Origin of the sequence: Clostridium oceanicum, from assembly GCF_039521385.1 — a bacterium.
In the GTDB taxonomy this organism is placed as follows: Bacteria; Bacillota; Clostridia; order Clostridiales; family Clostridiaceae; genus Clostridium_F; species Clostridium_F oceanicum.
The window spans coordinates 295,253-308,649 of record NZ_BAAACG010000006.1 but is presented as its reverse complement, the minus strand read 5'-3'; the positions used below and the strand labels follow the sequence as shown (position 1 = coordinate 308,649).

The 13,397-nt window shown below is 30.0% G+C and carries 17 protein-coding genes; all 17 read right to left on the bottom strand.

All coding sequences use genetic code 11. From position 1 onward, the window contains the following. Positions 1 to 3: 3 nt before the first annotated feature. The 17 genes from ABDZ71_RS04955 to ABDZ71_RS04875 all read right to left on the bottom strand — a co-directional run bounded on the left by ABDZ71_RS04955 (position 4) and on the right by ABDZ71_RS04875 (position 13,396). Positions 4 to 1,098: a baseplate J/gp47 family protein gene (locus tag ABDZ71_RS04955; RefSeq protein WP_343759440.1), complete on the bottom strand. Its 1,095-nt coding sequence runs from the start codon at positions 1,096 to 1,098 to the stop codon at positions 4 to 6. Between the two features lie 5 nt (positions 1,099 to 1,103). Beyond that, positions 1,104 to 1,559 (bottom strand): DUF2634 domain-containing protein, encoded by a 456-nt coding sequence (locus tag ABDZ71_RS04950; protein ID WP_343759439.1) that lies wholly within the window; start codon positions 1,557 to 1,559, stop codon positions 1,104 to 1,106. Beyond that, positions 1,552 to 1,881 (bottom strand): hypothetical protein, encoded by a 330-nt coding sequence (locus tag ABDZ71_RS04945; RefSeq protein ID WP_343759438.1) that lies wholly within the window; start codon positions 1,879 to 1,881, stop codon positions 1,552 to 1,554. The genes ABDZ71_RS04950 and ABDZ71_RS04945 overlap by 8 nt, the downstream gene beginning before the upstream one ends. After that, entirely contained in the window at positions 1,868 to 2,836 is a 969-nt protein-coding gene (locus ABDZ71_RS04940) for an XkdQ/YqbQ family protein (RefSeq protein WP_343759436.1), read from the bottom strand. The genes ABDZ71_RS04945 and ABDZ71_RS04940 overlap by 14 nt, the downstream gene beginning before the upstream one ends. Next, positions 2,836 to 3,480, bottom strand: a complete 645-nt coding sequence (locus tag ABDZ71_RS04935; protein WP_343759435.1) for a LysM peptidoglycan-binding domain-containing protein — start codon at positions 3,478 to 3,480, stop codon at positions 2,836 to 2,838. The genes ABDZ71_RS04940 and ABDZ71_RS04935 overlap by 1 nt, the downstream gene beginning before the upstream one ends. 129 nt (positions 3,481 to 3,609) lie before the next feature. Next, positions 3,610 to 4,185: an LptM family lipoprotein gene (locus tag ABDZ71_RS04930; protein WP_343759434.1), complete on the bottom strand. Its 576-nt coding sequence runs from the start codon at positions 4,183 to 4,185 to the stop codon at positions 3,610 to 3,612. Between the two features lie 104 nt (positions 4,186 to 4,289). Next, complete coding sequence (locus ABDZ71_RS04925; protein WP_343759432.1) at positions 4,290 to 4,805, bottom strand: hypothetical protein; 516 nt, start codon at positions 4,803 to 4,805, stop codon at positions 4,290 to 4,292. Between the two features lie 41 nt (positions 4,806 to 4,846). After that, positions 4,847 to 8,428 carry a phage tail tape measure protein gene (locus ABDZ71_RS04920; RefSeq protein ID WP_343759431.1) on the bottom strand — a complete coding sequence of 1,194 codons (3,582 nt, stop codon included), beginning with the start codon at positions 8,426 to 8,428 and terminating at the stop codon, positions 4,847 to 4,849. A gap of 262 nt (positions 8,429 to 8,690) precedes the next feature. Beyond that, positions 8,691 to 9,128 carry a phage tail assembly chaperone gene (locus tag ABDZ71_RS04915; RefSeq protein WP_343759429.1) on the bottom strand — a complete coding sequence of 146 codons (438 nt, stop codon included), beginning with the start codon at positions 9,126 to 9,128 and terminating at the stop codon, positions 8,691 to 8,693. 33 nt (positions 9,129 to 9,161) lie between these two features. Further along, positions 9,162 to 9,572 (bottom strand): phage tail tube protein, encoded by a 411-nt coding sequence (locus ABDZ71_RS04910; protein ID WP_343759428.1) that lies wholly within the window; start codon positions 9,570 to 9,572, stop codon positions 9,162 to 9,164. Between the two features lie 16 nt (positions 9,573 to 9,588). Beyond that, a complete protein-coding gene (locus tag ABDZ71_RS04905) occupies positions 9,589 to 11,007 on the bottom strand; it encodes a phage tail sheath family protein (RefSeq protein WP_343759426.1) in 1,419 nt (472 codons plus the stop codon). Then, a complete protein-coding gene (locus tag ABDZ71_RS04900) occupies positions 11,007 to 11,213 on the bottom strand; it encodes a YqzN/YkzM domain-containing protein (RefSeq protein WP_343759424.1) in 207 nt (68 codons plus the stop codon). The genes ABDZ71_RS04905 and ABDZ71_RS04900 overlap by 1 nt, the downstream gene beginning before the upstream one ends. A 4-nt stretch (positions 11,214 to 11,217) precedes the next feature. Then, positions 11,218 to 12,051, bottom strand: a complete 834-nt coding sequence (locus ABDZ71_RS04895) for a hypothetical protein (RefSeq protein WP_343759423.1) — start codon at positions 12,049 to 12,051, stop codon at positions 11,218 to 11,220. 2 nt (positions 12,052 to 12,053) lie between these two features. Further along, a complete protein-coding gene (locus ABDZ71_RS04890) occupies positions 12,054 to 12,458 on the bottom strand; it encodes a hypothetical protein (RefSeq protein ID WP_343759422.1) in 405 nt (134 codons plus the stop codon). Position 12,459: 1 nt separating this feature from the next. Continuing rightward, positions 12,460 to 12,846, bottom strand: a complete 387-nt coding sequence (locus tag ABDZ71_RS04885) for a hypothetical protein (protein ID WP_343759420.1) — start codon at positions 12,844 to 12,846, stop codon at positions 12,460 to 12,462. Next, the gene (locus ABDZ71_RS04880) at positions 12,846 to 13,160 is read right to left on the bottom strand and encodes a hypothetical protein (protein ID WP_343759419.1); all 315 of its coding nucleotides are present in this window, start codon (positions 13,158 to 13,160) and stop codon (positions 12,846 to 12,848) included. Before ABDZ71_RS04880 ends, ABDZ71_RS04885 begins: the two co-directional genes overlap by 1 nt. Positions 13,161 to 13,162: 2 nt before the next feature. Next, on the bottom strand, positions 13,163 to 13,396 hold the full coding sequence (locus ABDZ71_RS04875) for a DUF7210 family protein (RefSeq protein ID WP_343759416.1): 234 nt from the start codon (positions 13,394 to 13,396) through the stop codon (positions 13,163 to 13,165). Between the last annotated feature and the right edge of the window lies 1 nt (position 13,397).

Here is a 13,397-nt window from a genome sequence, read left to right as displayed (position 1 = left end):
TTATTACACCCCCAATTCTATAGTACCTAATACAGGTATTTCTTCGTTTTCTAAACCAATATTAGCTGTAGAATTATTTATTTTCAACTCTGTATAATCTAATACTCCTGGAGTACTTAAAAGTAAACTTCCTACTCTTGCTATACTAATATAAGTCGTTTTAAAAGAAATAGTTTTCAAATAATTATCTAGAAGTTTAATAAACTCCGCTTGAATACCACCTATATTGAAACCACTAGCTAAAAGTATTTTTGCATTAACTTTTATATCTTTTTCTACTGCACCAGTTACTGTAACCGTTGTTCCTATAGGTCTATTTTCTTCTATGTGCTTAAATACTTTTTCTATTAAATTTTTATCAGGAGATCTTTTGTTACTATTTACAATAACTACCTTTACTGTTCCTGGTCCTTTCCATAACGGAAATACTTTTGAATCACCAACACCTTCTATTTCTTTAGCCCACTTGTCGTAATGGTATTTATTTCCTGAAGTAATTGGCTTTTGCTTTTTTTCTAATATTCTTTGTTTTAAATCAACGTCTTTTTCTATATCTATCCCACTTGTAAAATCTTCTAAATTTATAATACTTTTAATTCCTGCTATAGGTGACATTAATACATTTATGCTACCTTTACACACATTACCTATTGTTCCTGCTTTTAAGCATTGTACTTTAACATCAACTACACCGCTTTCATCAATTTCATTACTTTCAACCACTTCAAATTCTATACTCTCAACTTCTTCTGTTGCTGTAGTTCCAACTATTTTTCCTTTTTTTATAATTGTTCCATTTGTTCCTTTTATCTGTACATTTCCACTAGCTTTAACCGCTGGCTTAATAAAAACCCCTTCTTCTTCCCCTTTGGATTGTAAATACTGTCCATAACTATATTTAACAAAAGGTAATTGTATATCATGAATTAATTTTAATTGTGTATATTCTCCTATTTCTTCAGCTACTGGTCGTGTTATATCCCAAAAGAAATCTCCTTCTATTGTACTTACTCCTGATGGAGCTTTTTCTAACATTCTTTCATGTATAGTATCTGCATCTTCTTTTAAATAATCTGGTATAAAATCCTCTATACTCAAACATATCACCCCACTTTCATAATCTTATTGAGTGTAAATTTCTCTTCGTATATTGTAATAACTTCATATTTATAATGAACTTCTTCTTTGTTATCAGACCATTTGAAAGAAAAATTGGTTACATCTTTGCTTCGTGGATGCACCATTAAAGTTTCTTTTGTTATTCTTTTTATTTCTAATTCTAAAGCACTGTTATTTAAATTATTTTTTAATGCTCCATGGAATTCTTGTCCAAATAACTCACTAAAAACATACATATATCTATCTGTTAGCATAGCAATTTCACACCATTGTTTATATGCTTGCAAATCATCACATTTAACTAAAGTTCCATCAGGATTTTTTACAAATTCACCCTTAGAAAAATCAAATAAATAAGAACCCTTAAATTGTAAAGGTTCCTCCAATTCTTCTATATTATTTTCTTCAAAGTTCATATCTTCTGGAAATAAACTAGGCATTTGCAACTCTCCCTACTACAATGTATTCATTTCCAACTGTTGCTACCAACACTCTATTACCAGTGGATATTGCTTTTAATTCTTTAGGAGTTTTAATTATGTGGCTATGTGGGTGCTCTCCTGCAATTTCAGTCTTATATTCTTTTTCTAACTTTAAATAATCTAGCATTAAATAATCTTTAATTTCATATTTAAAATTATCAACTTTAAGTCCTGTACTAGTTATAGTCCCAAGTTGAAGTTCTAAAGATGTAACTGCAGTACTTATACTTCCTTTTGTATCTTCCTTTATTGTCCTTGCTATCTCATTAAATATCTCCACTGTAGAACCTCCTTTTCACATAATCCCATTGGCCTAATGTAATATCCATGCCTTCATTGCTTCCTATTCTATGTGTAATATCTATAACATAGTATCTAGTTCCATTTAGACTAACTACATCTCCACTTCTAATAGTGTTTATATCTTTAGCACAAGATACTTTTACACTTTCTTCTCCTGTATTAAATAGTGAATTAGCTTTTTTCTTAGCCTGTTCTCCATTAGTCACTTTTGAATCTTGCACAACTTTTTGTAATGTGCCATAATTTATATTTTTCTTATAAACACCTATTACAGGAGATTTAGCTTCATCTTTATCATTTTTTCCAAGAACTTTGACTTGAGTTACAGCTCCCTGTAAACTACTAGTTTCCTCTATATCTTCTGCTATAGTTTCTAATCTCCATATAGTATTATTACTTCCTAATTTAATTATATTAAGTCTATCTAACATTCTAATCTTATATAAACTGCCACCTTTTTGTGCGGTTTCTTTAATATCCTTTGACATCATGCTTAAAATACTTTCTCTTCTACACTTGGTTTTAGCTAACTTAACTCCTGTGTTAATTAAACTAGCATAAGGTATATGCCAATCAGAGCAATATTTTTTTATCCTTTGTGTAGCTGTCTGCCCTGCTGGAAAGATATATTCATCTTCACTCTCTTCTACATATACTGTCCTTTCCTTACATCTGAGACGCATTTCTTTATTTTTATTAGAAGAATTTCTTGTCCAAACAATCCCATTAAATATTACTGTAGATTTATTAGTATTTGCACTAATATCTATTAATTTTATTGTTGAGCCTTTAGGAATTCCTAATCTTTTTAATTCTTCTGTTTTAGCAACTTGTAACTCCAATGTATAAGCTATTCCATCTAACGCTTCACTTAACAAAATTGATTTAACTAAGTTTTCTATTTTATATTTATTTCTAAGAATAATCTCCATTACATCACCAATCTTTGCCCTGGATATATTCTATTTGGATTAGATCCTATAACTCTTTTGTTTTTCTGGTATATAATACCCCATTTAGCTCCGTTGCCATACCACCACCTAGCTATTTTCCAAAGAGAATCTCCACTTTTAACTGTATACACTCTAGAATTAGATTTTGTACTTGGTCTATTGCTTTTCAAAGTAACTTTTTTTGTAGCAGTTTTAGAAGGTAATTTCTGTATTTTTATATCCCTATGTGTTCTAAATCTAATGTTTATATACTTGTCTCCATCTTCCCCCGCTCTTCCTTCTTCTGATATATCAGATATTTTTACTAAACTATTAAAATTAAAATCTGTAATTATAAGCCTTAATGGATCTTCTTGCTCCATCCATTTTTCTAATTTAGCTATAGTTTCAACTGGATTAGGAATACTTCTATATCTACAATAAGTATCATACTCAACAGGTAACAATGTATTAAAGCTTATTTCTTTTATTTTCTTACCTTTATCACTTAAATCTACTTCACCTACATCTAAAATATCAACAGTATTATATTTTTTACTTCTATTTACAGTTATATTATCTATCGGGTTAACAGGAAAATGAAAAGTTTGTTTTTCTTTATCATTTCTTAAATATACGTCCAATGTATACCACCTCACTTTAGAATATTTTTTTATTATATTGTTGGCAATTTATTTCTAATCATAAAATTCCTACAACAAAAAAGAGACACTAAAAACTAGCATCTCTAAAATTTATATTTAACTTACTATTTACTCTCCTGCAACATCCATAATATAAAATCCTTTATTTTTATATTCATATGCATATTTAACACTTCTGCTATTGTATTCATCTTCCCAAAATATTGCTGCTTCACTTATATCTGTTATTCCTTGATCTGCTAATTTTGCAACTAAATCATCTGAGTACATTCTCATAACTTTATTTCCTGTTTTACGTCTATTCTTTATATCAAATTTAAGATATACAAGTGCTATATAATCATTAGATACATCAGTTCCTAAATTTTCATTTATAGTTATACTAGTAAGTTTTGCATTTGTATAATCTCCATTATTAAATGTATCTTTTATAGACGTTTTTATTTCTGATTTATGATCTTTTGGTTCAATAGGTTTATTTTTATTTTCATTGTTCTTTAAATTCTTATTATCGTCTACAACTTCTTGTTTTGATTCTTCTATCTCTTTATTTTTTTCACTCTTATTTTGCTGTGATACTGTTTTAGTTTCCTTGGTACTATTTTTATTCTCATTTTTACTACCACAACCTATCAAGCTAATTAGAGTTAGTACTAAAATAATAGTAATTAAAAGTTTTTTCATGAGTCCCTCCCCCTTTTCTGATATATTATAACATATTATGATATAATATATCATATATAGAAAAAATTCTTAATTACTTCTTTATATTAATAAGAGTGTATTTTTTAGTTTGAACTTTCTAATATCATATTTTTTAAATTTTTTTTATTTTTTAATATACCTTCCATTTTATCTACACTTTCATTATACTTTTTTATTGCTTTATTTTTTGTTTTTTCTATTGTTTTATCTTCATTAATCAATATATTCGATGCCTCACTTAAGTTCCTTAGACTTCCTAATACATTATCATAAACTTCATTAAACTTATCATTATAAGTTCCTACTTTTTCTCTTGCTTCACCAAACCTTTTAATATATTTTTTTATTTTATTATCATAATCAATCAATTGATTTTTAGAATAAGTTTTATATTTTTCTTTAAATTCATTAGATAACTTCACATATCCATTTATTGTTTCATCTAATATTGTAAAATATTCATCAATACCATTTTCAGAAATATTATTTATAGCTTGATTATCAGTATCCGCTATTTTTTCTATCTTATTATTTCTATTACAACCTATTAAACTAAAAGCAAACAAAAAACATATTAAGATAGTAATTACTTTTTTCATTTTTATTCCCCTTTTTACATAAATTATATAATTATTATAACCTATTTTTTTATATTTGTAAGAGCTTCTTTTAGCTTATATCCAAAATCATTCATTGCTTCTTGTACTATTTTATCAACATCTCCGTTATCCTGTATGTTTACATTAATCCCTCCTAGATTAACATTTCCCATACCAGCTACTTGCAATTGTTGCTGTGGTTGTACAACTTTATACTGAATTTGTTGCTGAGGAGGTTGCTTTGAAATACTGCTATTTACTTGTCTATCTACTTCAGCTTTCATATCTCTTACTGATTGCATATGATTCAATATTTTAGTACCTCTAGACATATAAGTTAATGGATTACCTCTATGTTGTCCTATAATTGAAACTGGCCTATCCGATAGTTCCCAACCTTTTTCGTCTACTGTGGACAGTCCACCTTTAAATTGACTAGTTCCACTTGCAGTTCCTGGTATTAATGGCATAGCAGGTCCTACATTTCTACTTAAATTGGCTGCTTTCTCTCCAATCCACTTAAATACTTTTTTAAAGATTGTGGTTATTGTAATAGTTTTAGATTGAGGTATATTATTAACGGAACTAGTAAGGTTATCTGTTTTGCTTTTTGTTTTATCAGCATTACTACTAGTCTGAATGTTTTTAGAGTTAGGTATATTATTAACAGCACCTCTTACTTGATCCATATTGTTTATAGTCCCATCTGCATTACTAGAAATTCTTATAGGTGTTCCATTAAGAGTTAATATACCATTTGTTGTACCATTAGCACCTCTTGTTACATTATCTAAATTAGCTATTACTTCTCCTGCACTAGTAACTATTCTTCCTTTTGCATCAACATAAGCTTGATTTAGTAAATTTAAAGCTTGTGTAGCATTCATATTTAAATCTGTATGACTCCTGGAAAGTTCCTTGACTTTGCTTGATAATTGATCTGTATATCCTCCACATTCTCCTGTACGAATGTTATATAAGCCTGTTATTTCGCCAGTATTTTTATCAACTACTGCTTGAAGATTCTGCCACATTTTACTATTAGAATCATATATTCTATAGTTACCACTTCTAGTTATTTGTTCAAGCCCTTTATAACTTTCTCTCATTTTTTGTAATGCACCTTGAGAGTCAATATCTTCTCCAGTCAATTCAGCTCCTGTATATTTGTTAAGTTTTCCTTTTAAATTCGGATTGTATGAATATAATGTATTTAAATTTTCATTGTGCAATTTGAGCTGTGATTTTATTTTCCCTGCTTCAGCTTTTTCAAGTTCATTTAATGTTGATTCCAAATGACCCCTTTTAGCTGCATCAAGCTTTGGGTTTTCTAACTCAGACTTTAATTTATCAATGTATGTGTCATACTTAGCTTTTATTTCTACTATAGAATCATCTCTTTTTTTAGCTGATTCTTTTAGTAGTGTTGAAGCATCCTTTATGTCCAATCCCTGTGCTCTTGCTTTAAATTTGTTTTTAGCATAATTTATTTCGTCTGCATTTCCACCAACTGCTTCAAGCTGAATTTTAGTCATTTGATCTTGATACTCTTTAATTTTTTTAATATCTTCATCTAATAATTTACCATGCTTTGCAATTGCTTCTTTCTTAACATTGTAGATTTGTTCTTGTAATTTTTTTTCGCTCCCTACTTGAACATCATATTTTTTATTAAAATAATCTAATGTAGATTGTTCACTAGCACTCATCTTCCCATCATCCATAAATAAATCTCTAAAGGCTTTTTGAGTTTCATCTTTTTTAGATTGAATAGTTTTTATAGCGCTATTGCACATTTCATTTACTTTTCTATCAAATTCATTGCTCTCATTTTTATCTATTTTCCCATCTAAATTAATTTCATTCAAGTAAAGTTGGAAGTCTCTTATAGATCTAGTAGATTCTTCTACTCTCTTTTTAAAACCACTACCAATGTTCTTGCCAAAGTCTTCATAAATTAGTCCCATCCCTTGCATTTCAGCCTTAGACTTATGAATGCGTCCATTAAGAACATTCATTATCTTTTCCATAGGACCTAATTCTTCAGTAGTATCAGAGATACTTCTTTTCATTAGGTTTGAATTTGCTACATATGCTGTTCCTGCTACTGTTGCAGTTGCTGCTATAGCAAGACCTGCTGGACTTAATACTGCTGGAAGTATTTTTGCTAATAATCCAAACTTTTTTAATCCACTAGCAGCCTTAGCTGTTCCTTCTGCCACTTTAGCACCTTTAAATATTTTAGAAAATTTGCTTATTCCTGAAATAGTACTACCAATTTTATTACCTACTGAAAATCCAATACTAGCAGCTCCTATGCCAGCTATGCTCTTAGCTAGTGCCTTAATTTTAGTAGTATTTTTACTTATATAATCTACAAACTTAACAATTTTATCTGTTATTTGTGGCATCTTTGCTGTTAACCAACTAACAAATTGCTTTGCATATGGTGCTAGTCTTTCTCCAAGTTCTATTTGCATTCCTTCAACTGCACTTTTTAATATAGTCCATTGTCCACTTAGAGAATCTAATTTAGTATTAGCCATTTTTTCTGAAGCACCTTTTGCATTATATATAGCACTTGTTAATTTATCATAATCTTGAGGACTTGCATTTATAATTGAAAGCATTCCAGACATAGCTTCTTTTCCAAAAAGATGACTAGCAGCTGCCGATTGAGTAGCCTTGTCTAGTCCTCCCATCTTTTCTCTTAACATATCCATTACACTTTTAAGAGATTTCATTTTACCATTGCAATCTGTCACAGATATATTATATCTGTCCATTATTGCTTGCATTTTATCAGTTGGACTAGCCATATTAACCATTGCATTTTTTAATGCTGTACCACCCATACTTCCTTTTACACCAGCATTAGCCATTAGTCCTAAAGCAATACTAGCATCTTCAACGCTATAACCCATGGCACCAGCAGTAGCACCAACATATTTAAAAGACTCTCCAAGTAAACCTATATTAGTATTAGCATTAGCACTTGCACTTGCCATAACATCCGATAAACGAGACGTATCAGATGCTTTCAATCCAAAAGATGTAACTGCATCAGAAATAATATCTGATACGCTAGCTAAATCTTCTCCACTTGCCGCTGCTGCATTTAACAGCCCTGGCATAGAGGATATAATATCATTTGTTTTATATCCTGCCATAGCAAGATAATTCATTCCGCTAGCAGCTTCTTTTGCACTAAAAGCAGTTGTAGCCCCTAAATGTTTAGCAGTATCGGTCAGTTTTACTAAATCTGACCGGCTTGCTTGACTTGTGGCTTGTACAGTCTTCATTCCATATTCAAAATCACTAAAGGTTTTAATAGATGAAGCAATACCGACTCCACCTAATGCAACTGTACCAGCTAAGCCTATAGAAATTATTTTTTTAGCACCAGTTTTTATCCATCCATTTATCTTTTTCTGTGCTCTGCCTATAACTCTAGAAGCTTTATCTTTAGCTTCTAATTTAATTTTAGCTTTTTTATTATTTAATTTATCTGTTTTAGACTTAATTCTATCTATTTTTTTTGAAGCATTATCCTTTAACTTCGCTGAAGGCCCTGCTCTTATTTTATCTAGTGCCTTCATTTTTTTCTTAGTTTTCTCTGCCATTTTTTCTACAGTAGAAAGTTTGGCTTTGGTTTCTTTATCTCCAGAAACAGTAATTCCTATTCCAATCCTATATATTTCTTTTTTAGCCAGCTATATCACTTCCTAGCCTCTTCACAAGATTTCTTTTCCTGCTCTATTTCATAATTAGAAAAAGTGAGGAGAAGTTTCCTCACTATAGAGTTCCTAGACATAACAAAGTCAGGAGACATATTGTGCTTTACGAACAAATTATAAAGCCCTGTGATTCGTCCTCCTGACTCTATTAGTTTTTTATATCTTCAGCATCCTCAATTTCATCATTGAATCCGCTCAAATCCAAAATTTTGTTTACAAGGTTTGTTATTTCACCAGCCAGTAGTTTTCTACTAATGTACTGTTTTCCATCACTTACATTTTTGCTTTCTAATAATTTAGGATCGTTCCAATTTATATTTGTAGTAGCTCCTACAATTAGTCCCGCATCAAACTCATTATCATCTAATTTTTTCTGCCATCCTTTTCCTTTAACTTTTTCTCTAGTAGTACACTCTTTTTTTATTTTACTAATTTCTTTTTCTGTTAATCCTTTTAATTCTAGTTTGATTTTTAATCTATCCATTATTACTGTTGCAGTAGGTAATTCCTCTTCGCCTGTTAAAAGCTGATTTAATATGTCTCCTTCTTTCATATTTAGTATTTTTTCTTCATTTACATTACTCATTACACATTCCTCCTAAAATTCATTTTTTTATTCTTATTCCGCTTCTATTGGATCTACTAACTCATAGTCGTCGAAAACTATAGGAGTTTCCTCTTCTACTACTTCTCCACCTTTGAAATTAACTAAATTCACCTTAGTAGCCATACAATTTATTAATCGAATACGCTCATGTCCATAAGCTTCAGGATCTTCAAGGCTAGTTAATAGTTCAAATCTTTTAAATCCTTGCTTAATCATTTTACTCGTTACATGGAAGCCTTTTATACTTCCTGATCCTTTCTTGGCTCCACATTTGTGTCCTACCCACTCACTACCACATGTAGTAATGTCTTTTACATCTACTTCAACATCAGCAGTACATTCATTAACATGAGACTGCCACTCACCATCTATATACACTTTCCCATATGTTCCATTACAAACTCTACTTGCATCTAATTTCATTTACAACACACCCTTTCTATCTTCTTACATATCCAGTACCGTAAATTTTCTTAATAACATCAAGGTATTTAGCATCCCATTTCCAGAAAAATTCTTCTGGTTTAGCTGTTTCTTGTAACTCTTTATCAACTTGAACTGTAAAATTTTTATCTATAACATTTTCTTTTGCTAAAGTCTCAAAATACCTCTTTAAAGCACATATTATAAGTGTCCTTCCTGTATCACCATTATTAAATTTACCTACAAAACCTTTTCTTTTCATAGCTGTATCAGTATCTACTGCATTCATAAACTTAACTGCACGGATTGAACCAAATACATCTGATTTATCATCTGGATAGTTTTTAAGTGTGTTTACATCATCTACAACTACTACATCATTATCATCTATAGATAATACTAAGGTTCCTGCAGCCAAAGCATATTCTATTTCTTTTGCTTTTAGTTTTGGTTCTACATCTTCAAAAATAGTCTTTTGATTACATAGACTTTCTTTTAGTTGCTGTCCTGTTGCTAGTCCTGCTACATAACATGCAGTCTCTGCTGGAGTATATGTAATGCCTTCATACACTCCGTTTCCGTATATATTTACTATATTTTCATAATTAAATTGCTTAGATCTTGTATTAGCTTGTTCAATCTTTTCTTCTTTAGCACCACCTAGATACGCTATAACATTTATACCTAATTCTTTATTTTTTATAACCCACTCTTTTACTGCATTGTGAAGTGAAGAATCTGTTATACCATCTAAACAAAATCCATCAATTTTATATTTCTCAAATTCACTCATTGCATCTAAGTAATTCTGATTTGTAACATTAGATATTCCATTGTTTCCACCTGTTAATGGTATATTAACTATACTTTCTAATACTCCATTTACATCAGCTACCTTCTTGGCTACAACATAATTATTTTCAACATTAGAATTTATTTTTTTGATTATTTCTTCTACTGCTCCGCTTAATGCATTTATAGTAAATAATGCTTTTGTGCCCTCATAGAAAATAAAATCTTTTTTATCTATTTCTATAAGATTGGGTTTTATAGTTACATTAAAATTTCTATCTGTAGGATATTTAGTCTCTAGTGTAATACACTCCTTTTGATCTTCATTTTTTAATGTTAATGTTTCAGTTTTTTCTGTTCCATCTGTTAGTCTACATAACAATAGTTCCTTAGGATTACCTAGGATAGCTAGCCTTCCTAATTTATAAGCTGTAAAATCACTATTATCTCCAACTAATTTTTTTAGTTCTTTTAAATCTTTTACAGAAAAAACTTTTTTAACTGGTCCCCAGTTACTTTTTACTGGCATTGCTACAATACCATGTATTCCAGAACCTAATCTCTCCTCCGCTTTTGTCTTAAATCTATTGTAAAACCCAGGTAGATTTTTTCTATCTTTTTCATTCCAAGTTCCTGTAGCCATTATTCAACCTTCTTTCCTAAAAAGCTTTTAACTCTGTTTTCAAATTCTATTTTAGATATTTGTTTTTCTTTGCAATTAAATAAAGCACCTGCAACTACTTCTCTTTCGTAGCCAAGTGCTTCAGCATTATTTTTAAAATCCTCTAAAGAATATTTTATTTCTATATTATCTACTTTTACTTTTATTGTAGATTCTTTATTGGCCATAAATTTAATCCTCTCTTTCCAATTTTCCTCTGCCATAGATTTTCTCTATAGTAAGACCATTATTAATTGTTACCATCTTTCTCCTAAAAAACTTAACTGTTAGTTGTCCTTTACTAAGCATATCCGCTTCTCTATCTTCTTCTATAGTTTCTATAGTAAGATAGCGCCTATCTTCTATATCTAAGGGTATCTTTAAATCTATAATAAGTTTATCTTCTATACTATCTAATAACTTATTAATTTCATTTTTGTTGTTGCTAGCTATGTGGCATATAAGAGTTTTACTTTCTCTTATAAGAGCGTTAGATTCCCTTTCTTTAGATTGTTTACTTACTCTCCAAAGTATAGAAGGTACTTCAAAGTTTTGTTTCCAGTTATTTAGATATACAGGATAATTAGTTATTTGCTTAGTATAATCATTTAAAGAATCTAGCCAAGTATCTGTGTTAGCTTCTTCTTCTTCATGGAGTGCTATTATGGTAAAGCTTATTCCTTTTGCATTTGCATCCCATTCTACGTCTACTACATCTTGTCCTACTACACCATTAAACTTACATGTAAATGTATCTCCAGTTTTAGGATTAGTTATAACTTTTAAATCTAATGCCTTAATAGCTTTTTCTATTAATATATCAAGACTTTTAAAAGATAGTTTTTTATCATAAAACCACAACTCTATATTTCTTATAAAACCAACTACTTCTCCGTTATCATTATCATCTTTAGCTACCGTTACTACATATGGTTTTTTAGTTTCTTTAGTTGGAATATTAGGCTCATAACATTCTTTTAATTCTGGTATTTCATTAAGTAATTGATTTCTAATTGCTAATCTCAATTTTAATCACTCCAATATTTAATAACTGCAGCTTTAACCATTGCTTTGTTGCCTTGTAGAACTTTTTCAAAAGCCTTAAACCCTTTTGTTCCTGGATGATGTACTTGCCTTACTGGATGTGCTGCACCTTTCCAATATAAGTACTTGCCATTCTTAGGGTTTATAGTATGCGGTTTAGATCCTTCTTCCAATATCGTTCCATAATCAACACCATGCTCTAAATATATATTGTAGTTACCATTGCCGCCATTTGTTCCTCCACTAATTCCTTGCCTTGCATTAGAAGTTCTGTCTTTCCAGTAAGCAGTATTTTTAGCTTGTGCTTCTAATCCTTTAGCTATTGTATTACATAAAATACTCATACCTGCTTTTTTTCTTGTAATGTATTCAATAGCTTTAAAACTCATATCAATCTATCCTTTCAAGGTCACACATGTACCCACAAATAGTACCTTCAATTACCATTGGGTACACAGCCTTTATCTTCATGTGTCCTTCTGTACAGTCAAACTCAATAGACTCTTTAGGATTAACTTCTATATCTTCATCTTTATCAGCAATCATTTTATATTTATTACTACTATAAGATGTACCTTTAGTTTTACTATCAATTTCTATCTTGTTTGAATTATTATCAAGATATATAAGAACATTAAGAGTTTTCTCAAATGGAACTTCTTCAAATGCTCCATCAACTAATATTTTTTTAACTCCACGTATTTCAATTGATATTGGATTTAATTCTATTCCTTTATTTATTGCATCTATAATCTTTTTAGCCTTTAATTTAGCCATTAGCAACCATCTGCCCTTCTCATAGATGTTTTATATCCTGTTGTTACTGTAGCTGAACTTAAAGATTTTAAATAATCAGCCTGATAAATACTAGCAAGATTGTTCCAATAATCAGGATCAGCATTTTCTATCTCAATAGGTCCTACTTTTATTTTTTTATCTGTGTTAGCTTTCATAAGACAACCTCTCCAACTTGCCTTTAATACATTGTTATCATTAACCGCTAAAAGATTATTTAATTCATCATCAGAAAATACAGGATACTGACTTTCATTAAGGTTTATTTTTAATGTTTCTAAAGGTGTAAGAACCATAACTATTCACCACCATTTTCTCCTTCTTCATTCTCTTCGTTGCCTTTGTTATCCTCTTGGTTAAATTTATCCTCTTCAATAACTTCTATTTCACTATACTTACCTAATTCTTTTACATCCGATTCATTAACTTTAAATTTTTCTCCCGTTTTAATATGTTTTCCACCATATTTAATATATTGTTTTGCTACTGCATTAAAAGTTTTTTCAGTAGTGTTTTTTTTATTTTTAGCCATC

Excerpts from the sequence above, each read along its gene's own strand:
- ABDZ71_RS04950 (WP_343759439.1), bottom strand. The coding sequence starts at position 1,559 with ATGCCTAGTTTATTTCCAGAAGATATGAACTTTGAAGAAAATAATATA.
- ABDZ71_RS04940 (WP_343759436.1), bottom strand. The coding sequence starts at position 2,836 with ATGGAGATTATTCTTAGAAATAAATATAAAATAGAAAACTTAGTTAAA.
- ABDZ71_RS04930 (WP_343759434.1), bottom strand. The coding sequence starts at position 4,185 with ATGAAAAAACTTTTAATTACTATTATTTTAGTACTAACTCTAATTAGC.
- ABDZ71_RS04925 (WP_343759432.1), bottom strand. The coding sequence starts at position 4,805 with ATGAAAAAAGTAATTACTATCTTAATATGTTTTTTGTTTGCTTTTAGT.
- ABDZ71_RS04920 (WP_343759431.1), bottom strand. The coding sequence starts at position 8,428 with ATGGCAGAGAAAACTAAGAAAAAAATGAAGGCACTAGATAAAATAAGA.
- ABDZ71_RS04915 (WP_343759429.1), bottom strand. The coding sequence starts at position 9,128 with ATGAGTAATGTAAATGAAGAAAAAATACTAAATATGAAAGAAGGAGAC.
- ABDZ71_RS04910 (WP_343759428.1), bottom strand. The coding sequence starts at position 9,572 with ATGAAATTAGATGCAAGTAGAGTTTGTAATGGAACATATGGGAAAGTG.
- ABDZ71_RS04905 (WP_343759426.1), bottom strand. The coding sequence starts at position 11,007 with ATGGCTACAGGAACTTGGAATGAAAAAGATAGAAAAAATCTACCTGGG.
- ABDZ71_RS04900 (WP_343759424.1), bottom strand. The coding sequence starts at position 11,213 with ATGGCCAATAAAGAATCTACAATAAAAGTAAAAGTAGATAATATAGAA.
- ABDZ71_RS04890 (WP_343759422.1), bottom strand. The coding sequence starts at position 12,458 with ATGAGTTTTAAAGCTATTGAATACATTACAAGAAAAAAAGCAGGTATG.
- ABDZ71_RS04885 (WP_343759420.1), bottom strand. The coding sequence starts at position 12,846 with ATGGCTAAATTAAAGGCTAAAAAGATTATAGATGCAATAAATAAAGGA.
- ABDZ71_RS04880 (WP_343759419.1), bottom strand. The coding sequence starts at position 13,160 with ATGGTTCTTACACCTTTAGAAACATTAAAAATAAACCTTAATGAAAGT.
- ABDZ71_RS04875 (WP_343759416.1), bottom strand. The coding sequence starts at position 13,396 with ATGGCTAAAAATAAAAAAAACACTACTGAAAAAACTTTTAATGCAGTA.